The organism is [Mycobacterium] manitobense (genome assembly GCF_025821665.1).
In the GTDB taxonomy this organism is placed as follows: domain Bacteria; phylum Actinomycetota; class Actinomycetes; order Mycobacteriales; family Mycobacteriaceae; genus Mycobacterium; species Mycobacterium arseniciresistens.
Map to the genome: position 1 here is coordinate 173,401 of NZ_JACKSJ010000235.1, position 22,856 is coordinate 196,256.

Annotated in this window: 23 protein-coding genes; 10 read left to right on the forward strand and 13 right to left on the reverse strand. The window is 67.6% G+C overall.

The genetic code is table 11. The features are described 5' to 3' along the window. Positions 1-196 precede the first annotated feature (196 nt). From H7I41_RS25985 to H7I41_RS26005, 5 genes are all read right to left on the reverse strand, one after another. Entirely contained in the window at positions 197-883 is a 687-nt protein-coding gene (locus H7I41_RS25985) for a hypothetical protein (RefSeq protein WP_264015508.1), read from the reverse strand. Continuing rightward, the gene (locus H7I41_RS25990) at positions 880-1,833 is read right to left on the reverse strand and encodes an Rv1363c family protein (RefSeq protein WP_264015509.1); all 954 of its coding nucleotides are present in this window, start codon (positions 1,831-1,833) and stop codon (positions 880-882) included. The genes H7I41_RS25985 and H7I41_RS25990 overlap by 4 nt, the downstream gene beginning before the upstream one ends. A 93-nt stretch (positions 1,834-1,926) precedes the next feature. Continuing rightward, complete coding sequence (locus H7I41_RS25995) at positions 1,927-3,435, reverse strand: FadD3 family acyl-CoA ligase (RefSeq protein ID WP_264015510.1); 1,509 nt, start codon at positions 3,433-3,435, stop codon at positions 1,927-1,929. Continuing rightward, positions 3,432-4,622 carry an amidohydrolase family protein gene (locus H7I41_RS26000; RefSeq protein ID WP_264015511.1) on the reverse strand — a complete coding sequence of 397 codons (1,191 nt, stop codon included), beginning with the start codon at positions 4,620-4,622 and terminating at the stop codon, positions 3,432-3,434. Before H7I41_RS26000 ends, H7I41_RS25995 begins: the two co-directional genes overlap by 4 nt. Before the next feature lie 35 nt (positions 4,623-4,657). Next, positions 4,658-6,232 (reverse strand): AMP-binding protein, encoded by a 1,575-nt coding sequence (locus tag H7I41_RS26005; RefSeq protein WP_264015512.1) that lies wholly within the window; start codon positions 6,230-6,232, stop codon positions 4,658-4,660. An 80-nt stretch (positions 6,233-6,312) separates the two neighbouring features. Here H7I41_RS26005 and H7I41_RS26010 point away from each other — a divergent pair, with 80 nt between their 5' ends. The 8 genes from H7I41_RS26010 to H7I41_RS26045 all read left to right on the forward strand — a co-directional run bounded on the left by H7I41_RS26010 (position 6,313) and on the right by H7I41_RS26045 (position 11,765). Next, positions 6,313-7,038 (forward strand): enoyl-CoA hydratase/isomerase family protein, encoded by a 726-nt coding sequence (locus tag H7I41_RS26010; protein ID WP_264015606.1) that lies wholly within the window; start codon positions 6,313-6,315, stop codon positions 7,036-7,038. 114 nt (positions 7,039-7,152) lie between these two features. Beyond that, positions 7,153-7,566 (forward strand): Zn-ribbon domain-containing OB-fold protein, encoded by a 414-nt coding sequence (locus H7I41_RS26015; protein ID WP_264015513.1) that lies wholly within the window; start codon positions 7,153-7,155, stop codon positions 7,564-7,566. Positions 7,567-7,594: 28 nt separating this feature from the next. Then, positions 7,595-8,737, forward strand: coding sequence for a thiolase family protein (locus H7I41_RS26020; protein ID WP_264015514.1), 1,143 nt, complete (start codon positions 7,595-7,597; stop codon positions 8,735-8,737). A 106-nt stretch (positions 8,738-8,843) separates the two neighbouring features. Continuing rightward, entirely contained in the window at positions 8,844-9,596 is a 753-nt protein-coding gene (locus tag H7I41_RS26025; RefSeq protein ID WP_264015515.1) for a hypothetical protein, read from the forward strand. Continuing rightward, complete coding sequence (locus tag H7I41_RS26030; RefSeq protein ID WP_264015516.1) at positions 9,593-10,363, forward strand: hypothetical protein; 771 nt, start codon at positions 9,593-9,595, stop codon at positions 10,361-10,363. The genes H7I41_RS26025 and H7I41_RS26030 overlap by 4 nt, the downstream gene beginning before the upstream one ends. 8 nt (positions 10,364-10,371) lie before the next feature. Then, entirely contained in the window at positions 10,372-10,968 is a 597-nt protein-coding gene (locus H7I41_RS26035; protein WP_264015517.1) for a cytochrome c oxidase subunit 3, read from the forward strand. 4 nt (positions 10,969-10,972) lie between these two features. Then, on the forward strand, positions 10,973-11,278 hold the full coding sequence (locus tag H7I41_RS26040) for a cytochrome C oxidase subunit IV family protein (RefSeq protein WP_264015518.1): 306 nt from the start codon (positions 10,973-10,975) through the stop codon (positions 11,276-11,278). A 52-nt stretch (positions 11,279-11,330) separates the two neighbouring features. Continuing rightward, the gene (locus H7I41_RS26045; protein ID WP_372503807.1) at positions 11,331-11,765 is read left to right on the forward strand and encodes an Rv2576c family protein; all 435 of its coding nucleotides are present in this window, start codon (positions 11,331-11,333) and stop codon (positions 11,763-11,765) included. Here H7I41_RS26045 and H7I41_RS26050 read toward each other — a convergent pair. Further along, positions 11,748-12,359 (reverse strand): TetR/AcrR family transcriptional regulator, encoded by a 612-nt coding sequence (locus H7I41_RS26050; protein ID WP_264015519.1) that lies wholly within the window; start codon positions 12,357-12,359, stop codon positions 11,748-11,750. The genes H7I41_RS26045 and H7I41_RS26050 overlap by 18 nt on opposite strands. 178 nt (positions 12,360-12,537) lie before the next feature. On the opposite strand from H7I41_RS26050, the gene H7I41_RS26055 reads away from it, so the two are divergent. Beyond that, a complete protein-coding gene (locus tag H7I41_RS26055; protein ID WP_264015520.1) occupies positions 12,538-13,815 on the forward strand; it encodes a cytochrome P450 in 1,278 nt (425 codons plus the stop codon). Positions 13,816-13,852: 37 nt separating this feature from the next. Here H7I41_RS26055 and H7I41_RS26060 read toward each other — a convergent pair whose 3' ends face one another. Continuing rightward, positions 13,853-14,290 carry a hypothetical protein gene (locus H7I41_RS26060; RefSeq protein WP_264015521.1) on the reverse strand — a complete coding sequence of 146 codons (438 nt, stop codon included), beginning with the start codon at positions 14,288-14,290 and terminating at the stop codon, positions 13,853-13,855. A gap of 79 nt (positions 14,291-14,369) precedes the next feature. Between H7I41_RS26060 and H7I41_RS26065 the strand changes: the two genes are divergently transcribed. Further along, positions 14,370-14,882: an Rv2253/PknI dimerization domain-containing protein gene (locus H7I41_RS26065; protein ID WP_264015522.1), complete on the forward strand. Its 513-nt coding sequence runs from the start codon at positions 14,370-14,372 to the stop codon at positions 14,880-14,882. 71 nt (positions 14,883-14,953) lie between these two features. Here H7I41_RS26065 and H7I41_RS26070 read toward each other — a convergent pair whose 3' ends face one another. From H7I41_RS26070 to H7I41_RS26095, 6 genes are read right to left on the reverse strand one after another with little or no spacing between them, the layout of a single operon-like run. Continuing rightward, the gene (locus H7I41_RS26070) at positions 14,954-16,654 is read right to left on the reverse strand and encodes an MCE family protein (RefSeq protein ID WP_264015523.1); all 1,701 of its coding nucleotides are present in this window, start codon (positions 16,652-16,654) and stop codon (positions 14,954-14,956) included. Further along, on the reverse strand, positions 16,654-18,021 hold the full coding sequence (locus H7I41_RS26075; RefSeq protein ID WP_443735567.1) for an MCE family protein: 1,368 nt from the start codon (positions 18,019-18,021) through the stop codon (positions 16,654-16,656). Before H7I41_RS26075 ends, H7I41_RS26070 begins: the two co-directional genes overlap by 1 nt. Then, positions 18,018-19,529, reverse strand: coding sequence for an MCE family protein (locus H7I41_RS26080; protein WP_264015524.1), 1,512 nt, complete (start codon positions 19,527-19,529; stop codon positions 18,018-18,020). Before H7I41_RS26080 ends, H7I41_RS26075 begins: the two co-directional genes overlap by 4 nt. Continuing rightward, entirely contained in the window at positions 19,513-20,616 is a 1,104-nt protein-coding gene (locus H7I41_RS26085; protein WP_264015525.1) for an MCE family protein, read from the reverse strand. The genes H7I41_RS26080 and H7I41_RS26085 overlap by 17 nt, the downstream gene beginning before the upstream one ends. Next, positions 20,616-21,641: an MCE family protein gene (locus H7I41_RS26090; protein ID WP_264015526.1), complete on the reverse strand. Its 1,026-nt coding sequence runs from the start codon at positions 21,639-21,641 to the stop codon at positions 20,616-20,618. The genes H7I41_RS26085 and H7I41_RS26090 overlap by 1 nt, the downstream gene beginning before the upstream one ends. After that, entirely contained in the window at positions 21,638-22,849 is a 1,212-nt protein-coding gene (locus H7I41_RS26095) for an MCE family protein (protein WP_264015527.1), read from the reverse strand. The genes H7I41_RS26090 and H7I41_RS26095 overlap by 4 nt, the downstream gene beginning before the upstream one ends. Between the last annotated feature and the right edge of the window lie 7 nt (positions 22,850-22,856).

A 22,856-nucleotide genomic window follows, 5' to 3' on the forward strand; every position in this document is an offset into this window, starting at 1 on the left:
GACAGCAACGACCCGGGAGCCGGCGAATGATGAGTGCACTTGTCGTGATGTGCGTATCGGTCGCCACTGCACTGGCCGCACTGGGACTCTACGATTTGCAGATGCGGTTGGAGCGCTGGGACCACGACCGGCACGCGGAGGACTGACGGCGCGAACCGCCTCATGCGGCAGTCGCAGGATCACTCCACGGCGAACGTCACACCGGGTCGAAGGACGAGATCAGCCACTTCCCGTCGATCTTGGTCAGGCCGACCTTCACGCTGCTGGCGGCGTACGCGCCGTCCGGGTTCTCCTTGCTCACCGTCGTCTGGTTGACGAAGATCAGCGCCACCGCCTTCTCGGGATGCATCTCCGCGAGCGCGCTCTGCGCCACCGACGCGCTGGTCTTGACTTGCTTCTGTTTCGCGGCAGGGGTGACGATCGTCTGCGTGAACTGGGTGTAGTAGTCCAGGAACTCACCGGTGAGGTGCGTCTTGGCGGCCGCGAAGTCCTGTTCGAGCGTCTCCGGCGAATAGGACAGCAGGGCGACCGTTCCGGAGGTCGCGGCATCCAGCGCGACCTGGGCGGCGGCGGCATCCGTCTGCTGCTGCGGGCGGTACTGGAAGACGTACAGCCACGTCGCGAGCACAGCCGACAGGATCAGTGCGGCCGCGACACCGATCACGCCGATCCGCGCCCGCATTCCGCGCCTGGCCTTTCCGCCGCCGCGGCCCGACAGCTCGAGGTGCTCCTCGAGCCGGTCGGCTTCGGTGGCGCCGCTCTCGGGCTCCGTCGCCGTCGTCTCCTCGTCGGCGATCACGGCGCCTTCGGAGTGGGTGTGTTCCCGGCTGTGTGGATCCTCGACCACGGGGGCCTCGTCGGTGTCGGTCTGGTCTTTGGTCACGGTACGAACTCGACTCTCGACATCTTCACCTGGTCGCCGTCGCGCTCCAGGTCGACCGACAACCGCCATCCACGTGGGTCCTTGTTGGCACCGGCCGCATTGGTGACGCGCGACGTCGCCGACACGATCACATTCGCAGTGTCGTCGGTCATGGTCCTGACGGCCGCGGAGTTCACCGTGACCTCCGTGATCACCTTGGAGTCCTGCGCCACCTGGGCGAAGGTCTCCGCCTGCTGCTGGAAGTCCTCGCGGAACTTGCCGGTGGAGTTGTCGATGATGCGCTGCACACCCTCTTCGGCCTTGTTGAAGTCCAGGGACATCAGGGTGATGACGGCCTGGCGGCCCGCGGCGGTGTACTCGGCGGCGAGCTGCGCGTCGCGCTCGGCCTGCCGGTGCTCGCGGATCATGTAGCCGCTGGCCGCCAGCAGCGCAAACGTGCAGAGCACGGCGAGGAACAGCGCGACGCCCTTCCAGGTCGGCAGCGGCACTCCCACGTGGAGCCGCCGGCGCGAATGCGTCTCGGCAGCCTCCTCCGCGGGAGCGTCGATGTCGACCGGCTCGTCCTCCGCGGCGGCGTCGTCGTCGGCCGCGGCGGCGTCGTTCGCCGCAGCGGTCCCGGCGGCGGGCGTCTCGCCCGCGTCGGGGACGGAGACGATCTCGTCGTCGTCGTCGTCGTCGGCTGCGGCGGGTTCGTCGACGGGCTCGACGGCGGATGCCTCGGCTTCCTGAGCCTGCCGGCGCAGCCGCAGCGCGCGCGCCCGTGCGCGGGCGGCGGCCACTGCCGCTTCCGCCTCGGCCGCTTCGGCCTCGGCTTCCTCGGCGAGGATCTGCGCGAGCGCCGGATCGGGCCGGTCCTGCGCGTCCGCGGGCGATGCCTTGTCCGTCGGCGGCCCGCTGACCGGAGCCGAGCCGGCGTCGGTGACCGACGCCTTACGCCTGAACGAAGGCACAGCGACCTCCTCGTCTTGTCTGTCTGACCGGTCCCACCTGACGCAGCCGGATGAGAATGGCGTTTCCATTCTCGTTTGTCGACGCCACCCTACTCATCGCCGCTCGGCGCCGACGCCGGCCTGCGTTCCCGGTTCGTCACCGACGTTCGCCGGAGAGCGCAGCTGGTCTTTCATGACCTTGCCCGTCGCGTTCAGCGGCAGTCGGTCCAGGAACTCCACCGAGCGCGGCACCTTGAAGCCCGCCATCCGCTCCCGGCTCCACGCGATCAGTTCCTCGGCCGTCGGCGCCGGTGTCCGGTCGGAGCGGACGACGAAGGCCTTGCCGACCTGACCCATCCGCTCGTCGGGCACACCGATGACGGCGACCTGGGCGACCGCCGGGTGCTCGAGAAGGAAGCCCTCGATCTCGGCCGGGTAGGCGTTGAAGCCGCCGACGATGAACATGTCCTTCTTGCGTCCGACGATGCGCAGACGGCCGGCATCGTCGAGCGTGCCGAGGTCGCCGGTGTGCAACCAGCCGCCGGCGTCGATCGCCTCCGCCGTGGCGGCCGGGTCGTCGAGATAGCCCTGCATCACGCTGTAGCCGCGCACCAGGACCTCGCCGTCGTCGGCGATCGCGACCTCGATGCCGTCGCAGGCGACGCCGACCGTGGTGGCGATGTCGGTGAACGAGTCGCCGGGCCGCGACAGTGTGGCGGTGCCGCATTCGGTCAGGCCGTAGCCGGTGTTCACCGACGCGAACGGCAGCTCGTCGTGGATGCGGCGGATCAGCTCCACTGGAATGTCCGACGCACCAGTCACCCCCGCGCGCAACGACGCGAGCTTCGACTTGTCCTGCACGGCGAGCAACGAGTGGTACAGCGTCGGCGGCCCCGGCAGCATGGTCACCCGTTCGCGCTCGATGAGATCGACCACGACGTCGACGTCGAACACCGGGACCGGCAGGATCGTGGCGCCGCGGATCAAGGAGGCGATGCACCCGGCCTTGTAGCCGAAGGTGTGGAAGAACGGATTGATGGCCAGGTAGCGGTCACCCTGGCGCAGATCGTTGAGGTCACACCACTCCTCGTACATCCGGAGCGTCTGCAGGTGGTTCATCATCACGCCCTTGGGGCGGCCGGTGGTCCCGGAGGTGTAGATGATGTCGGCGATGTCGGTGCCGCTGATGGCCCGTTCGAACGGCTCGCCGCTGTCGAGGAAGCCGGACTTCAGATCGATCACCGGGACACCGGCGGGAGCGCTGTACTCGGTGCCGAGGAAACCCTGTTGCACCAGGACGGCTTTGGCGCCGCTGCGGCCGATGACGTCGGCCGCCTCGTCGGTCTTGAAGCGGGTGTTGACCGGGACCAGCACGCCGCCGGCGGTCACCAGTCCGAACGCGGCGACGATCCACTCCGCCGAGTTCGGCGCCCACACCGCCACCCGGTCGCCCTTGGCCACGCCGAGATCACGGAAGGCGCCCGCGGCGCGGCGCACCCGTTCGACGAGCTCGACGTACGAGAGGCGCAGCGGACCGTCGACGACCGCTTCTGCGTCGCCGAATCGGTCCGCCGCGCTGGCGACCATCTCGGGGATGGTCTGCCAAGTGGGAACGTAGGTCACGTAGTGACGAGACGACCCAGGTTGCCGCCCATGATCTTCGCCTGGTCCTCCATCGAGAGGTGCTCGAGCGCGGTGACGTAGTGGGTCGGCTCGGCCAGTCCCTCGGGGTGCGGCCAGTCCGATCCGTAGAGCACCTGGTCCACGCCGATCAGGTTGATCAGGTCGTCGATGCCCTCTTCGTAGAACGGGCTGACGAAGATCCGGTTCTTGATCTCCTCCATCGGGTTGCCCGGGAAGGCCTCCGGGGCCTTCTTGTAGACCTCGGACATGGAGTCCAGCAGCGGGAACATCCACTTCGAACCGGCCTCGACGATGCCCACCTTGAGCGTCGGGAACCGGAACAGCGCGCCGTGGATGACCCAGGAGGCCACCGCGTCCTGGATCGGGCGCCACTCGTTGAGGATGTTCATCGCGTTGGTCTGGAACGGCAGCATCTCCTGGGCGACGCCGTCCCACTCGGAGGTGTAGCGCGAGTAGCCGCTGTCCGAGGAGTGCATGCCGACGAAGATGTCGTACTCCACGCACTTCTGCCAGAAGGGGTCGAACTCGGGCAGCGCGAAGGACCGGGGGCCGCGGAAGCCGGGCACCGGCGCCGGCCGGACCAGGATGGCGCGGGCGCCGCGCTTGACCGCCCACTCCAGCTCCTCGATGGCCTTCTCGACGATCGGCAGCGTGATCACCGGCGTGACGAAGATGCGGTTCTGGTAGTTGAAGCCCCACACCTCGTGCAGCCACTCGTTCAGCGAGTGGATGATCACGTGGATGGCCATCGGGTCGTCGCGCAGCCGCTCCTCGATGAGGCTGGCCAGCGTCGGGAACATCAGGCTCCGGTCGATGCCGAGCTCGTTCATCAACTCCAGGCGCGGACCGGGCTCGAAGAACGCCGGGATCGACCGCATCGGCTCACCGAACAGCTCCCGCTTGCTCTTGCCGTCGGGGTTGCCGAACTTGAAGTACTCCTCCCAGGCGCCGGGCTTGGCGACGTGCGAGAACGTCGGGTTCGGGATGTAGTTGGAGATCTGACCCTTGATCGCGATCTTGGTGCGCCCGTTGACCTCGACGTACTGGACGACGTCCTTGTACTCCTTGGGGAGGTACTTGGTCATCGCCTCCGGCGGCTCGTAGAGGTGGTTGTCCGCGTCGAACAGCGGAAAGGGGATGTCGACCCGATGCGAGAGTTGTCCCATGAAATGCTCCTTTGCTTATTGCGAGAATCGTATTCTCATTCCCCTGCCACTGCAACGCCCTGCCCGACACGGCCGTGGATCTGCGCCCGGATGAGGACTTTCTGCACCTTGCCGCTGGCCGTGCGTGGATAGTCCTGACCCTCGGGGACCTCGTGCAGTTCCTCCGGACACTTCTGCCGCGCCACGCCGGCCCGCCCGAAGTGGGCGCGGACCTCGTCGATGCCGGGCATCGTGTGGCCGGGCTTGATCCGCAGCACCGCGGCGACGTGCTCGCCGAGCCGATCGTCGGGCGCGGACACCACCACCGCCTCGGCCACCGCGGGCATCGCCAGCAGCACCTCCTCGACCTCGAGGGCGCTGATGTTCTCCCCGCCGCGGATGATCACGTCGGCCTTGCGGTCGGTGATGGTCAGGTAGCCGTCCTCGTCGAGAACGCCGACGTCGCCGGTGTGGTACCAGCCGTCGGCGTCGAAGGCCTTCGCCGTCAGTTCGTCGTCGGTGTAGCCGAGGCACAGATCGGGCCCCCGAGAGAGGATTTCGCCCTCGTCGGTCAGCTTGATCTCCACCCCCGGTCGCACGTCGCCGTCGGTGTAGAGCCGCTTGGCCTCCGGTGCGGTGCGCCGCGATCCGGTGATCGACGGGTGTTCCGTGCTGCCGTAGGAGCGGAAGACGAACAGTCCCATGTCGGCCAGCCGCCGGGTCACCGCGGCGGGCACCGTCGAGCCGCCGAGGCCCACGGTGCTGAAGTTCGCCATGTGGGCGGGGGTGCACTTCGGGTGGTCGAGCAGGCTGGTGACGAAGTAGGGCGGGCCGCCGCCGATCGACAGTCCCTCGGTCTCGATGAGGTCGAGCACCTTGCCGGGGTCCCAGACGTCGCACAGGTCGATCGGCGCACCCTCGAGTACCGGGATCAGGAAGGCGCCGACCATGCCGATGAAGTGGCCAACGGGTGTCGCCGTCAGCTGCCTGCCGCGGTCGGGCGGATAGTTCGCCAGCAGCTGGCGGGTCTCGAAGCCGAGAGTCTGATGGCTGTGCACCACGCCCTTGGGATCTCGGGTGGTGCCGGAGGTGAACGCGATCAGCGCGGGACTCGCCGGGTCGGTCGGCACGGTGCCGACCAGCGGCTCGTCGTCGAAGAGGGCGTCGAAGCCGTCGGTGCCGACCAGCCCGACGATCGGGATGTCGGCGCACAGGTCCGGCTGGAACTGCATGCGGCCGAACTCCTCGGCCGTGATGAAGACCTTGGGTCGCGCCGTACCCAGGATGTGCGTGAGCTCCTTGCGGCCGTAGAAGTGCACGATCGGCACCACGACCGCGCCGAGGAACGCCGAGGCCCAGAAGGCCACGGCGGCCTCCATCCAGTTCGGCAGCTGCAGGGCGATCACGTCGCCCGGACCGACGCCGCGCCGCCGCAGTCCCGCCGCCAGTTGCCGCGCCCGCAGTTCGACGTCGGCGAAGGTGCCGGCATAGGGCCGGACCGACGAGTGCACCCAGAAGCCGGTGTCCGGGCTCGCGGTCAGACCGTGGGCGAGCATCTCACCGAGCGTCTCGCGGGTCCACCACCCTTCCGCCTCGTAGCGTTCGGTCAGCTCAACAGGGATGTTTCGCACGCTTGCCCAGCACCTCCAGCTCGATGGCGATGCTATTCTCCGCTGGCGAGAATGCCAATACCGTGCTGGGAGAACGTCTGATGATCGACCTCGAGGTGACCGATGGACTTGCGGTGATCACCATCGACCGCCCGCACGCCCGCAATGCCATCTCCCTGGAGACGATGGGCCAGCTCGAGAAGGCGCTCGACACCCTGGAAACGACCGTCGAGGCGCGTGCGCTCGCAATCACCGGCGCCGGCGACCGCGCGTTCGTCTCCGGTGGCGACCTCAAGGAACTCAGTGCCCTGCGCACCGAAATCGACGCCTCGGCGATGGCTTGGCGGATGCGGGCGATCTGCGACCGGATCGCCGCCTTCCCCGGCCCGGTGATCGCGGCGCTCAACGGCCATGCCCTCGGCGGCGGCGCCGAGGTGGCGGTCGCCGCGGACATCCGGCTGGCGGCCGACGACATCAAGATCGGCTTCAACCAGGTGACGCTGGCGATCATGCCGGCCTGGGGCGGCGCCGAGCGGCTCGCCGCCCTGGTCGGCAGGGGTCGTGCGCTGATGTTGGCGGGCGCGGGCACCGTGCTCGAGGCCGCCGAGGCCGAACGGATCGGCCTGGTGGACCGGGTGCTGCCGCGCGCCTCCTTCGACGCCGACTGGCGCGCCGTCGCCCAGGCGCTGGCCACCGCGCCGGCCGCCGAGGTGAAACGGGTGGTCAACGGTGTCACCACCACCGAGGCCGTCGCCGCCTTCGCCCGGCTGTGGGTCTCCGACGCGCACTGGCAGGCCGCGGACAAGGTGATGAAGCGCGCGCGGTAGACGCGCTCGCCGGAACATGTTCTCCCTAGACGAGAACGCCATTTCCAATTAATGTCAGCCACATGCACAGCGTCGCATAGGCGCTGGGCGACCCCGTGGACACAGGAGGACGTCATGGCGAAGGCGCTCGCGCCCGAGATCTCGACCTGGCCGGACAGTGAACCCCAGCTGATCGGCAGCACCTGCGGCGCATGTGGCGCCACCGCCTTCCCGGTGCAGGCGCGCTGCCCGAAGTGCAGCAGCGCCGAGATGTCGGACGCGCTGCTGCCGCGGCAGGGCACGCTCGTCGCCTGGACCACCCAGGGCTTCCCGCCCGGCGCCCCCTACAAGGGACCGACCGGTAAGGACTTCGTGCCGTTCGGCGTGGGCCTCGTCCAACTCGACGACGTCATCCGGGTGGAGGGCCGGCTCACCGAGAGCGATCCGGCCAAGCTGCAGTTCGGGATGGCCGTCGAGCTGACGATGATCCCGTTCACCAAGGACGAGGACGGCGAGGAGATCATCACCTTCGCCTTCCAGCCGGTCTGACCCCGCGTACGAGAGGAACAGTCGAGACATGAACGACGTGGCGATCATCGGCGTGGGTCTGCACCCCTTCGGCCGCTTCGACAAGACCGCGATGGAGATGGGCGCCGAGGCGATCCAGAGCGCCCTGACCGACGCGAAGCTGGACTGGAAGGACATCCAGTTCGGCTTCGGCGGCAGCTACGAGGTCTCCAATCCCGACGCGGTCACCCGCCTGGTGGGTCTGACCGGCATCACGTTCACCAACGTGTTCAACGCCTGCGCCACCGCCGCCAGCGCGATTCAGCAGACCGCCGACACCATCCGGCTGGGCAAGTACGACATCGGTATCGCGATCGGGTTGGACAAGCACCCACGCGGCGCGTTCACCGACGATCCGGCCAAACTCGCGCTGCCGCAGTGGTATGCGGAGAACGGGCAGTTCGTCACCACCAAGTTCTTCGGCATCAAAGCCAATCACTACCTGCACAAGCACGGAATCTCCGAGGAGACGCTGGCCCGCGTGGCCAACAAGAACTTCCGCAACGGCGCACTGAATCCGAATGCGTTCCGGCGCAAGGAGATCTCGATCGACGAGATCATGGCCTCGCCGGTGCTGAACTATCCGCTGCGCCAGTTCATGTTCTGCGCCCCCGACGAGGGTGCGGCAGCGGTCATCATGTGCCGCGGCGACATCGCGCACCGCTACACCGACAAGCCGGTGTACGTGAAGGCCACGGAGATCCGCACCAGGACATTCGGCGCCTACGAGGTGCACGCCACGTCCGCTCCGCTCGACGAGGACGTCTCCCCCACGGTGTACGCCGCCCGCGCGGCCTATGAGGAGGCCGGCATCGGCCCCGAGGACGTCGACGTGGCGCAGCTGCAGGACACCGACGCCGGCGCGGAGGTGATCCACATGGCCGAGACGGGGCTGTGCGCCGACGGTGAGCAGGAGAAGCTGCTGGCCGACGGCGCCACCGAGATCGGCGGGTCGATACCGGTCAACACCGACGGCGGTCTCATCGCCAACGGAGAGCCGATCGGCGCGTCGGGGCTGCGCCAGGTGCACGAGCTGGTGCGTCAGCTGCGCGGCGAGGCAGGCGACCGCCAGGTGCCCGGCGAGCCGAGGGTCGGGCTGGCGCAGGTGTACGGGGCGCCGGGAACCGCGTCGGCGACCATCCTGTCGACCTGAACCGGGCGTTGCCCGGTGGATAGCCGGTCGGCTACCCTGGCTGACTAGCCGACCGGCTAGGGGCCGCGAATGCGCTCCGCCCACCGCCGCAACGCATCGAGGTTCGATGACGCTCACTGATGACGACAGCTCGCCGCGATCCGCCGACGTCACCACCCAATCGGTCAGTCTGTGGGCCGCGCTGGCGGCCGCGGTGGTGTTGCTGGTCGCGTTCGTCGCCTTCCCGGGCTTCTTCCCGCCGATGTCGCCGACACTGCCTGCCGAAGAGGTCGCGGCGTTCTACCGGGACAACGCCGCGATGATCCGGTTCAGCATGATCACGTTCAACCTGTGCGCGATCATGCTGCTGCCGTTGTTCCTGGTGATCGTCGTCCAGATGAAGCGGATGGCAGGCCAGAGCCATGTGCTCGCCTACTGCTACCTGACCGCAGTCGTCAGCGGCGCAACGATTTTCGCGCTCGCCGACATCTTCTACCTGGTGGCCGCGTTCCGTCCGGACCGCGGGCCCGAGCTGGTGCAGCTGCTCAACGACATGGCCTGGATCATCTTCATCGCACCGGTCGGCATGCTGGTGGCCCAGAACCTGCTGCTGGCGCTGGCCGTGTACTTCGACAGCGGTCCGCGGCCGGTGTTCCCGCGCTGGGTCGGGCACTACTCGCTGGCGACGGGGCTGGCGATGGCGCCCGCCGCAGCCGCGGCGGTGGTCACCACCGGACCGCTGGCCTGGGACGGCGTGGTGTCGTTCTGGCTGCGCAACGGCGCGTTCGCCGCCTTCGTGGTGGTGATGTTCTTCGTGCTGCGCACCGTCCTGCGCAGGCAGGCCGCCGAGGAGCGCGACGCGGCGGTGCCCGCCCGATGAGCACGGTCACCTCCCCCGCCGAGCGGCCTCCGGAGCAGCCCGGCGCGGCCGCTCGGGTACCACCATCGGCGGGCAAGCGCGACATCTGGATCGTGTTCTGGATCGTGCCCGCGTTCTACACCGCGTTCGGCGTCATCTTCTTCGCGCTGGCGCGCACCATGCCCCCGCCGCGGCCCGACGTCACCACCGCGCAGAAGGCCGAGTTCTTCGCCGCGCACCAGCTGACCATCCAGATCGGTTTCGGCCTGCTCATCCTCATCGTCGGCGGCGCGGGGGTGGCCAACGGGATCGTCGTCTATCACATGAAGCGGATGACGGCCGGCTCGGTCTGCGCGTATCTCTACATGGGCGGCATGGCCGTCGGCGCGTTGCCCGGCTGCCTGCTGGTGGCGTTCTGCTTCCTGACCGCGGCGCTGCGGCCCGACCGCGACCCCGAACTGCTGGCGTTGCTCTACGACCTCGGCTGCCTGTCCTACGTCGGATCGCTCGGCTGCTTCGCCGCGGCCTACTTCGGCTTCGCGATCGCCATCCTCTACGACCGCAACGGCGTCTTCCCCAAGTGGCTGGCCTACGTCACCGTCTGGCAGATCGTCACCGAGATCATGGCGGCGCCGCTCTTCGTGGTGGGCGCGGGGCCGTTCTCCTGGAACGGGTCGATGGCCTTCTGGTCCGGGACGCTGATCTTCGGCTTCTGGCTGTCCTGCGTCATCTTCTTCCTCCGCAAGGCCACCGAGGAGCAGCCCGCCGACGAACTGCCGCTGGGCTGAGGCCGGCCATGACAGACACCCGGCACGGCGCCGTGACCGCACCCGCCACCGATACGAGACCGCACCTGCCCGGCGACGGCGCGATGTGGGTGATGGTGCTGGGCGACCTCATCATCTTCGGCGCCTACTTCGTGATCTTCATGGTGCACCGGGCGATGGCGCCGCAGGAGTACCTGCACGCCCAGCAGGACCTCACCCTCAACGTGGGTGTGCTGAACACGCTTGTGCTCCTGACGAGTTCGTGGTTCATCGCCCGCGGCGTGGTGGCGGCGCGGTCGGGCGACCCGTTCGCCGCCCTGCGGTGGACGTACGGCGGCGCGGCCTGCGGCGTGTTGTTCATCGGCGTCAAGGCCTATGAGTGGTCGGTCAAGATCGCTGCGGGCCACACGTTGGGCAGCGGCGAATTCTGGTCGTTCTACTACATGCTCACCGGCATCCACCTGTTCCACGTCGCCCTGGGCCTGCTGATCATCGGCATCGTCGTCCGCGAGCTGCGCGACCCGCACCGCCGCCGGATGTCGATGGTCGAGTCCGGCGCCGTCTACTGGCACATGGTCGACCTGCTGTGGATCGTCATCTTCGCCCTGCTCTACGTGATGAGGTGAGCCCGTGACCATCGACGTTTCCCCGGCCACCGCTTCGAGGGCGTCGGCTGACCGGGCGGTGACGGTCGCCTGGATCGTGCTGTCGGCGATCACCGTCGCGTCCTGGTGGCTCGCACCCGCCCACGGCGACCACGACGCGGTGGCCAGCATCCCCATCACGCTGGCGGTGATCGCGCTGGGATTCATCAAGGGCCGGTTGATCATCCGATACTTCATGGAGGTCAGGACGGGGCCGCGGTGGCTGCGCTGGGCCACCGACGCGTGGCTGGTGGTGCTGTGGGCCGCGGTGCTGGCGATCTATCTGTACTGAGCGGCTCGGGCAAACGGTGCTATCTCTGGAAGTCCTGTTCTAATATTCGATAATGCTGTTTCCGATCCGGCCCGCCGTGGCGGCCGCCGCGGCGTTCGCCGCCATGATGTCGACGGTCGGTTCGGCGAACGCCCAGCCGGCACCGCTGCCGCCCCCCGTGATGCATCACGTCAAGTACACCGTCTTCACCGAGGTGCCGGTGCCCGAGGCGCAGATCTACTACCGCAACGTCGATCCGCCGAACTGGGCGGAGTACAGCCACAATTCGTACAAGTTCAGTCCCAAGACCTGGGCGGCCCTTGGGCCTGACCAGATGTGGACGCTGGACGTCATGCTCGCCGACCCTGATCAGTGGGCCATGGTCACGGCCACCTCGTTCTACACCCCCGAGCCTGCCAACTTCCACTGCGTCCTCGCCGTCGACGGGGTCGTGGTGAAGACAGATGCCGGCCCCAAGGGCGCGCTCTGCTCAATCCGCCCCTGGTGACTCGAGGGGCATCGGCTCCCCCTCGATCGCACGGATCTGGTCTTCGAGGAACGACACGATCTCCGAGTGGCCCAGTGACATCCCCAGGCTGCGCTCGAACACCAGGACCTGTGAGGCGCCGGTGGCGAAGAACGTCCACACCACGGCGGGCACCGTCGAGGTGTCGACGCCGTAGTTCTGCAGCACCACCTTCATGGCCTTGGTCTGCTCCTCACGGGCCCGCTGCGCGTACAGCGCGATCTCGGCATGCAATGCCTTGCGGTGATTCGCCAGTCCCATGAATTCGAGCGTCAGCCGGGTCGCCGACGGATCTGTCATGAAGCGCCACAGCGCCCACAGCGGCTGCGCTGACGTCAGCGCCCGCGCCTGCGCCTCCAGACCCTGCTCGGCACGACGCCGGAACAGCGCCAGGAACAGCTCGTCCATGGTGCGGAAGTAGTAGTGCACCAGCTGCGGCTTGAGGTCGGCCTTCTCGGCGACGCGCCGCGACGTCACCGCCGCGTAGCCCTCGTCGATCATCAACTGCTCGGCGGCCTCGAGCAGCACGACCCGATTCCTGGCGTCGGGCGCCCCGATCCGGCGCGGAGAAGCCACGTCGCAACACCTTCCGTCGGAATGACTGGTGGACACCGGGATAGTAGCCGCCGTCGGGCGCTGTGACCTTGACCACGACCCTACGGCATGCTAAGCAGATGCTCAGCACTTTCAGCCCAGAGCGCCGACTCCCTGTCGCGCCAACGCAGTGTTCAGTTTCTCGAAGGGACGCCCCCAGATGACCGACTTCGACACCATCGACTACTTCACCGATCCGTCGCTGGTGCCCGATCCGCACCCGTACTACGACCACATGCGCAGCAAGTGCCCTGTCCAGCCCGAGCCGCACTACGGCGTGCTGGCCATCACCGGCTACGAGGCGGCCAACTCGGTCCTCAAGGACAGCGACACCTTCTCCTCCTGCATCGCGCTCGGCGGGCCGTTCCCGCCCCTGCCGTTCACCCCGGAGGGCGACGACCTGACCGCGCAGATCGCCGCCAACCGGTCGCAGCTGCCCATGTTCGAGCACATGGTCACCATGGACCCGCCCGAACACACCGACGCCCGGTCGCTGCTGAACCGGCTGCTGACCCCCAAGCGCCTCAAGGAGAACGAGGACTTCATGTGGCGCCTCGCCGACGAGGTGCTCGACGACTTCATCGAGGCAGGCTCGTGCGAGTTCCTGTCCTCGTACGCCAAACCGTTCTCACTGCTGGTGATCGCCGACCTCCTTGGTGTCCCCGAGGAGGACCACGAGGAGTTCCGCAACGTGCTGGGCGCCCCGCGGCCGGAGACCCAGGTCGGTCGGCTGGATGGCGCCAACGTCGGCCTGAACCCGCTCGAGTGGCTCGACGACAAGTTCATCTCCTACCTCGCCGACCGCAGGAAGAATCCGCGCAACGACGTCCTGACCGGGCTGGCGACGTCGAAGTACCCGGACGGGTCCACGCCGGAGCTCATCGAGGTGGCCCGTTCGGCGACGTTCCTGTTCGCCGCCGGACAGGAGACCACCACCAAGCTGCTGTCCGCCTCGATGCGGGTGCTCGGCGACCATCCCGAGATCCAGCAGGCGTTGCGCGAGGACCGCAGCCGCATCCCGACATTCGTCGAGGAGTCGCTGCGGATGGACGCCCCGGTGAAGAGTCAGTTCCGGCTCGCCAAGAGGCCGGCCAAGGTCGGCGACACCGAGGTGAAGACCGGCACCATCGTGATGGTCTGTCCGGGCGCCGTCAATCGCGATCCGAACCGCTTCGACGATCCGCACGAGTTCCACCTCGACCGCAAGAACGTCCGCGAGCACATCGCCTTCGGGCGCGGCGTGCACTCCTGCCCGGGCGGGCCGCTGGCCCGTGTCGAGGGCCGGGTTTCCATCGAGCGGATCCTCGACCGGATGGCCGACATCACCATCGACGAGGAGAAGCACGGGCCGGCCGATGCCCGCCGTTACGAGTACGAGCCCACGTTCATCCTCCGTGGCCTGACGGAGATCAACATCAAGTACACGCCGGTGTCGTGATCGATGGCGCCGCTGCCCCTTTCAGGGGGCGGCGGCGCTATTCGGTTCCGCGCAGCGGCAGGTCGCCGCGCTCCCAGTAGGCGCGGTTGTTCATCGCGACACAGGTGAGGAACAGACCGTCCGGAGCCTGGGCGACCTCGCCGACGAACTCCGGGCACAGGTCGTACAAATTCTTCACCCCGTGCATCTCGGGTGACCGGAACCAGCGGGGTTCGTACCGCCGGGCTGAGCCGCAGAACACCAGGCGGCCCCATGACGTCACGCCGAACGCGTAGTAGGTGCTGTTGTTGCAGTAGGAGCCGAGCACGATGTTGGGTGCGATACCGGGTGTGCAGTTGGGGTTGTTGCACGGCGCCCCGGCCGGCGGTACCGGCGGGGGGATCTGCGGCTGTGCCGCTGCCTGCGGCGCCATCAGGGTCGCCGCCGCCACCACCGGAGTCGCCCACGCAGCAAGTACCGCGACGATCGATCGCATCAGATCATCTTCACACAGGGAGTAACCAAATTCTCGCTTTCGGAGAGCCCAGCTCCAGCGACGAATTATGCTGGTGGCCATGCGCGTAGACCGAGTGCTCGGCACCATGGCGATGTCCGTGGCCACCCTGTGCGGCGGCCTGGCCGTTGCGCCCACGGCGGATGCCAAGACCTACGGTCTCAACGGCACCTACCGGGTGTTCTCCGATGGTGAATGGGCCAGGCGCGACGAAGTCCTGTTCGACGTGCCGAGTGAGACCCAGACCTGGACCGTGAACACCAGCTGCGTCAGTCCGATCGAATGCACGGGCACGGTGACCAGCAGCATCGGCTGGACCGGATCGGCCCGCCTGGACGACTTCTGGTTCATCGAGCACGACATCCCGAAGTGGGCGCCGTGCCCCGACGGCACGTTCGCGCGTGCCCGGCAGACGTTCATCATCATGGGCTGGGACCCGATCAACGAGGAACGCATCTACTCTGCCGACTTCCTGATGGGCCGCAATCTCACCAAGTCACCGAGCGGATCATGTGGCCGCAACGCGGTTCTCGACTTCGAGTTGCCCGTGCGGGTCGAGCGCATCAGCAGCTGAACGCGGGCGCGCCGCCGTGGCCCGCCTTCGCCGCAGAACCGCCGCGACGTGCGGCGGCTCCACGGGCGACATCAGCTCGGCAGCATGTCCTTCCACGACTTGTCCGCTCCGACGAGGTTGGTCTGCGTCCGCATCTGCCCGTCGGCGGTGAGGTAGCCGCCGGTGCGCGGGTCGTAGCGCTGGAACGCCACCGCAGGGCCCTCACCGTCGAACGCACTCGGGGTCGCCGGGACGGCGCCGTCCGCGGGCGGTAGCGCCGGGGGCAGCGGTGCGGCCGGTGGCGGAGCGATCGGGGTTCCGTTGAGCGAGTTGCCTGCCGGCGGCGGTGGTGGCACCGGGGCCTGTGGCAGCGCGGGCTGTGCGGGCCCCACGGGTGCGGACACCGCATCCGGTGGCGACGCGCCCGGCGGCGGCTGCGGGGTGAACGCGCCGGGAGGCGTGCCCGAAGGCACCGCACCCGGCGGCAATGGGGTCCCCTGCACCGGAGCGTAGATCCGCTCGTTGAAGTCCACGATGTCGTGGGGCGGCAGGCCGTTCTTGATCAGGTTCGGATCGAACGCGTACGGCCCGGTGTAGTGCTGACGGATCACCTGCGGGATGAATCCCCGCGGATCGTTGCACAATTCGACGGTCGGGGCGCGCTTGCCGGGATGGGCCTGGCACGGATAGTTGCGCGCACCGCGGACGTTGATCGGGGAGTCCTGCGGCAGCTTGCAGTACAGGCCGTCGGGCGTGTCGATCGACGTCTCGTCCTCCGGGGAACGCCACTGCGACGGCGGCAGGAAGCCGACCGTGCAGGGCGGCGGGTCGCTGATCGTCAGCGCGAAGTCGGCGAACGGCAGGCCGGTCGGGTTCTTGTTGGGCAGGCCGAATGACTGCTGCGCCGCGATGATTCCCGGGAACATCACGATCAACTGTTCGAGCGACTTGTTGTAGGTGACCAGCACCTGTCCCACCGTGGTGAGGTTGGCCAGCAGGATCGGCAGGGTCGGCTTCACCTGCTCGAGCAGTGCGCTGACCTCTTGGGCGAAGCCAGGACCGCGCTCCAGCGTGGTGCGGATCTCCGGGTCGTTCTGCTCGAGTTGAGCGGTGACGCCGGCCAGGCTGCGGGCCCATGTCCGGATGGAATCCGTGGTCTCCGCCTGGGATTCGAGCAGCGGCCCGGCATCGTCGACTAGGGTGCGCGTCTCGCCGGAGACACCCCGGACATCCGTCGACAACTTGGCCGCCGAGTCGAGCAGGGACTGGAAGTCCGGACCCGCACCGCTGAAGGCCTTGAATGCCTCGTCGAGCAGATCGGAGATACGGTCTCCCGGAATGGATTCGACCAGCGAGCTGAGCTGGTCGAGCACCGGCCCGACCGGTTGCGGAATCGCGGCGTTGCGCACCGAGATTCGCGATCCGTCGGTCAGGTAAGGGCCGGAGTCAGTCCGGGGCCGTAGATCGACGTACTGCTCGCCGACGGCCGAGACGCTGCGCACCTCGGCCTCGAGATCGGCGGGGATCTTCGGCGATGTCTCCAACGAGAGAATCGCCTCGGCGCCGTTTTCGGTCAGATTCACCGAGGTCACCTTGCCCACCTGAACACCGCGGTAGGTCACGTTGCTGAACTGGTAGAGGCCGCCGCCGGCCGGCAGCTCGAGGGTGACGGCCAGGCGGCCGATTCCGAGCAGGGTCGGCACCTGCATGTAGGCGAACACCATCACCCCCACCCCCACCACCGAGGCGATGGTGAAGATGATCAGCTGCGTCCGTACGAACCGGGTGAGCATCAGCCACCTTCCGAGATCGGCGGGACGGCTTCGGCAGGCGCCGGCGCCGGCGCCGCTGGAGGCGGTGGTGCGGCGCCGAACGGCCCCGCGAAGATCTGACCCGGCGGAATGGTCTGCGCCGACGGTGCCCAGGGATTCGCCGGCGGTGGCGGCGTGACAGGGAGCAGCGGTTCGGCGACGGTGGGCATCGGCGCCACCTCGGCCACCTCACCCACCTCGCCCGCGGGTGCGGCCGGTGCATCCGGCGAATCACGCTGCGGCGGAGCCACACCGATGCTCATCGGATCGTAGGAGTAGTTCAGGTAGTACGGGTCGCCCGGGGCCGGGATGAGCTTGGCCTCCTGGTCTTCCCAGCGGGTGCCCAGCAGCAGCGACCGCTTGAACTTCGGATAGGTCAGGTCGAAGGTGGCGTACAGGTTGATGTAGTCGCCCTTGGTGATCCGGTCGGCGAAAGTCGGTCCGTACGGGAACGCGGTCGCCCACAGCAGCGCGAGGTTCAGGTCCGGCCCGATGTCGGCGATCCTGGTCAGCGCCGGCTCGAGGTTCTTCAGGTTCGTGACCAGATCGTCGCCGGCGTTGTTCACCAGGGTGGTCGCGGTGTCGCTGAAGGTGCCCAACTTCTCGAGCGCGGTGGTGAGCGTCGGCCGCTCCTTGATCAGCACGTCGAGGGCGGGCGGGATGTCCTTCAGGGCGCGATCGATGACGTCGCGCTGTCCGGCAAACCGGCTGGCCAGCCGGTTCAGTTGCTGTATCGATGCGATGATGTTGTCCCGCTGCGCGTCGAGCGTGCCGACGAAGTCGTCGAGGCGGGTGAGCAGTTCGCGGATCTCCGGCTCGCGCCCGGACAGCGCGCGGCTGGCGTTGTGGATCACGTCGCCGATCTGGCCCAGTCCGCCTCCGTTGACGACCGCGGCCAGCGACGACAGCGTGCGCTCGGTGGACGGGTAGGTCGACGAGTCGGTGAGCGGGATGGTGGTGCCGGGCTGCAGCCGTCCCTGCGGGCTCTCTCCCAGCGGGGTGTTGAGGGCGAGGTGCATGGATCCCAGCAAGCTGGTCTGCCCCACGGTGGCCACCACGTTGGCGGGCACCACCACGTCGGGCTTCACCGAGATCTCCACGTCGGCATGCCAGTTCTTGACCGTCATCTTCCCGACGCTGCCCACCACGACGTCGTCGATCAGCACCGGCGAGTTCGACTCCAGGGTGCCCACATTGGGCACCTCCACCTGATAGCTGACGGCGTCTGGCCCGCGACCGTCCGCTCCGGGCAACGGCAGTGAGTTGACGCCCTGGAACGAGCAGGCTGACAGCGTCAGCACCGCGCACGACGCGATCGCGGCTCGCCGCATCGGGACATGGCGGGTCATGATGGCGGGTTTCCTTCCGCGGGCAGCAGTGGCGTGTTCGGCGCCGGCGCCGGAGCGGCGTCGTCGACCGTCGAGCCCGGCGGGGCTGCAGGCAGCAGCATCGCGTCGACCGACGGTGACTGCACCGGAATGTTGGAGATGATCGTCGGCGGCGCAGGTATCGGTGCACCCGGGTACAGCGCTGGTGACGGGATGGCCGGTGCGTCGCGGTCGGGCTGATAGATCCCCGGCGGTCCCGGCGGTGCGCCCCAGCCCGGGGGCGGCGGGATGTCGCCTGCGCCGGTGTAGGCGGAGACGGTCGGTCGCGGCTCGGGTGGATCGCCGGGCCCGGCGCCGCCGGGCGCCAGCTTCGGATCGGTGTAGATCATCCGCTTCGGATCGATCGCCGGCCTGAGGTAGGCGTTGATCGGTAGCGGGATGTTGTTGAAGTTCAGCAACCGCGCGGCAGGCCCGAGGTACTGCGCGCAGAGTTTGGCGGTCTCCGGCGCACTGACGTTGGCGACGGCGCCGATCATGCCGCAGATGATCTGCGTCGGGTTGGAGAAGTTGTTGAAGGCGAAGGCGCCCGTGACCGCACCGCTGTTCGGGAAGTAGATGTTCTCGAAGTTCGCGATCGCGTTAGGAGTGATGTGCAGGACGTTCTCCAGCGCCAACCGGTTGTCCACCAGCACCTGGGTCACATTCGCCAGCCGCTGCACCTGCTCGGAGGTCTGGTTCCGGCTGCCTGCCACGAAGCGCTGCACCTCACCGATGGCGACCGACAGGTCCGACAGCGCCGCATCGAGATCGGACCTGTTGTCGTCCAGGACACTGGTCAGACTCGCCAGCCGGTTCTGGAACTGGACGATCTGCTGCTTGCTGTCCCGCATCGCGGTGACGAAGATCTGCAGGTTCTTGATGATGTCGACGATGTTGCCGCTGCCTTCGGCGAAGATCCTTGCCGCGCCAGACAACTGGGACAGGGTGGTGCGCAGTTTCTCGCCGTTGCCGTCGAGCGCGCTGGCCGCGCTGTCGATGAACCGCGACACCGAGGTGCCGTCCACGCCCTTGTCCGGCCCCAGCTCGGTGGCCAGCCGCATCAGCTGGTCCTTCACCTCGTCCCACTCCACCGGGATCGCGGTCTGGCTCTGCGGGATCACGCCGCCGTCCGGCATCGTGGGCCCGTCGCCCTTCCGGTAGGCAGGGGTGAGTTGCACATACCGCGCGGCAACCAGGTTCTGGGCGACGATCACCGCTTTCGCGCCCTCCGGTATCGGGACGCCGCGGTCGATGCTCATGCTGATCTTGGTCTGCGTGCCCTCCGGGGTGATCGCCTCGATCTTGCCGACCTTGACCCCGGCCACGCGCACCTCGTCCCCGGCGTAGATGGCGGTGGCCGTCGAGAAGTACGCGTTGATGTTTGTGGGGCCGAAGAATGCCTTCTTGACGAGATAGCCTCCGCCGGCCACCAGGACGACGGCCAGCAGGATCGCGGTCCAGGCCGCGAGGCGCTTACGGGTTGCCATCATCGGGGAGGTCTCCTGGCTGGGGAATGCCGTTGACGGGGAACGGGAGCTCGGCGCGCGGTCCCACGGCGTCCGGTGGCTGCCCGGCGTTCACACCGCGGCGGAACCCGAATGCGTAGTCGAGGAACGGCTGCAGCAGCTGGCCGAAGATGAGGTTCGGTACGAACGCGTTGTAGTACGCGCCGTTGGAGACGATCTCGCCCTGGGTCAGGTAGTACTTAGCGGCGCCGGGCAGCATCTTGGCCAGGCTGTCGCGGTTGCGCTCCAGCATCGCGGTGACAGTGTTCAACTGCTCGAGCGTCGGGCGCAGTTCGTTCTCGTTGTCGGCGACCACTCCGGTCAGCTGCCGGGACACCGCGGAGATGCTCGCCAGCAGGCTGGTGATGGCATAGCGCCGTTCGTCGAGCACCGCCAGCAGGTCGTTGGCGTTGAGGATGAGCGCGTTCACCTGGCTGCTGCGCTCGGAGAAGATCTGCGTCACATCGCCTGCGGTGCGCAGCAGTTCGGCCAGGCTCTCGTTGCGGTTGTTGAGCGACTCCGACACCCGAGAGAGTCCGTCGAAGGTCGGGCCGAGCTGGGGGGACACCTGATCGAGCGTCTGCGCGAGGGTGTCGAGCGACTGGTTGAGGGCCTGGGTGTTGGTGTCCCGGGTGTTGGCGGTCAGCTCGCTGACGGCGTCGGTCAACGAATACGGCGAGGTGGTCCGGCTGGTCGGGATGACCTGGTCGCGCGACAGCGTGCCGCTGCCCTCGGACTCCAGCGTCAGCACGCGCTCACCGAGCAGGGTGCCGGTACGGATGTGGGCGGTGGTGTCCGAACCCAGTGCGTACTTGCTGTTGATCGTGAAATTGACGAGCGCGTCGCCGTTGTCGAGTTCGATCGACGACACCGACCCGACCTTGATGCCCGACACGGTCACGTCGTTGCCGCTCACCAGCCCACCGGCCTCGGTGAAGAGCGCCTGGTAGCGCAGCGCGGTTCCCCACGAGATCAGCCGTTCGGGCTGCAGCCCGACGACGATGACGAGGACGATGACGGCCACGCCGATGAACCCTGCCCGGACGAGCTGCGGGCCGCGATATTTGAGCATTACTCGTCCACGCACCTTCCGGTCTCTTGTTTGATCCAGGGGAACACCACCGTGCGGCCCTCCAGATCACTCGCGCGGAAGGTGACACCGCAGATGTAGTACGGGAAGAAGGCCCCGTACGACCCGACGCGTGCGAGCTTGCGATAGATCTCGGGGAGCCGCTGGATCGTGGCCTCGAGCCGTTCCAGGTCGGTGTTGAGCACGGGAGCCAGCCGGTGCAACTGGTCGACGGTGCCTGCCAGCGGGGACCTGGCGCGACCGAGCAGGTCGGCCAGCGAGGTCGTCCCGTTGTCCAGCGACTCGATGGCCGTGCCGATCGGGTCGCGGTCCTGGGCGAGTCCGGAGATCAGCTGCTCGAGTTTGTCGATCGCCCCGGAGAATTCGTCGCCGTCCTTGGACAGCGTGTCCAGCACCGTGCGCAGTTCGGTGATCAGCTGCTCGATCACCTCGTTGTTGTCGGCCAGCGAGTTGGTGAACGACGAGGTCTTGCTGAACAGCGATTCCAACGTGCCGCCCTGGCCCTGCAGGATCTGCACCAGAGATCCGGTGAGCGCGTTGACATCCTGTGGGTTCAGCCCCTGGATGACCGGCTTCAGCCCGCCCAGCAGCAGATCCAGATCGAGCGCGGGCGCAGTGCGGTCCTCGGGGATCTGCGACCCAACCGGCAGGATCTTCGTCGAATCCGGCGTGTCGAGCAGTTCGACGTAGCGGTCTCCCACCAAGTTGAGATACCGGATCGCGACCTTCGTGCCGGTGGTCAGCTGGGTGCTGCGGTCGGCCTCGAAGGTCACCAGCACCTTGCGATCGGGCTGTAGTTCGACGCCGTTGACCGTGCCGACGCGGATACCCGCGATCCTGACCGTGTCGCCCGTCTTCAGCCGGGAGGCGTCGGTGAAGACGGCCGAATACTCGCTGCTCGCACCGGTTCTGGTATCGCTGAAGACGAGGAACACGAAGGCGGTCAGCAGCACCGAGATGATCGCGAAGATCATCAGCTTGACGAACGTCGACACCGAATTCGTCATCCCGGCATCCCGATCTGTGCGCTGTTGCGAGGCGGGCCGTCGAGTGGTCCGTAGAGCCAGTTCTTGAGTCCCTCAGAGTTCAGCAGGATGCCGGCGTTGCCGTACTTGGCGGGGTTGGCGCCGACATCGCCGACGATGAAAGGCGGCCGGAACTCGGCCGGCTGCTCGGGCAGTCCGAGTTCCTCGCAGAAGTCGGCGCCGCCACTGGAGGCCGCGACCTTCGGCAGGTCACCGGGGTACCGGTAGCGCTCGACGCCGAGGGTCAGGCCGGCGTTGACGAAAATGCCCGAGTACTGCGGCGCGGATTTCGCGAAGGGAATGAGGCCACCGACGCCGCACCAGATCGACTCGCGGTATTCGTTGAGCAGCTCGGACGTCGGTACCAGTTCATGGAGAACATCTGCCAGCGCCTGCTGGTTGCCCCCGACCACTTCGTTGCCGATGTCCGCCAGACCGATGCTGCTGACCAGGAAGGCGTCGAGGTTCTGCTGCTGGTCGACGATGGAATTGCTCACCGACGTGGTGCTCTGAATGGTCGACAGCAGATCCGGTGTCGCATCGGCGTATGCGGTCAGCGTCGGCACCAAGGCCTCGACGTCGCGCGACAGGTTCGGCAGACTCGGCTCGAGTTCCGCGAGCAGCGCGTTGAAGTCGACGAGGGTCTTACCGAACTGCTCGCCGCGTCCGTTGAACGCCGACGAGATCGCGCCAAGCGTCTCGTTCAGCTTCGCCGGGTCGATCTTGTCCAGCACGTTCACCAGCTGCTGGAACACCGTGTTCACCTCGACGGTGACGTGCCGGTTCTCGATGACCTGACCGGCCGCCAGCCGCGTCGGCTCCGGATCGGGCGGCGGCACCATCTCCACGAACTTGGCGCCGAACACGGTGGTGGAGGCGATGTCGACGAGAACGTTCGACGGGATCAGCTTCAGTTGGTCCGGATTCATCGCCAGGTGCAGCACGGCCTTTCCGTCGGCGCGTTCCTCGATCGAGGACACCTGGCCGACCTGGACGCCGCGCATCTTCACCCGGGCCTCGGGATTCATCACCAGGCCCGCGCGGTCGGCGATCACCGTCACCGGCACGGTGCTGGTGAAACTGCCACGAAAAAGGCCGATCGCCAGAGCGATGATGAGTCCGAACACCAGGAGGGTGCCCAGTCCGGCCAGGGCGGCGTAGTTCCGGCCGCCGGTGTTGCTCTGCGCCATGATCCCC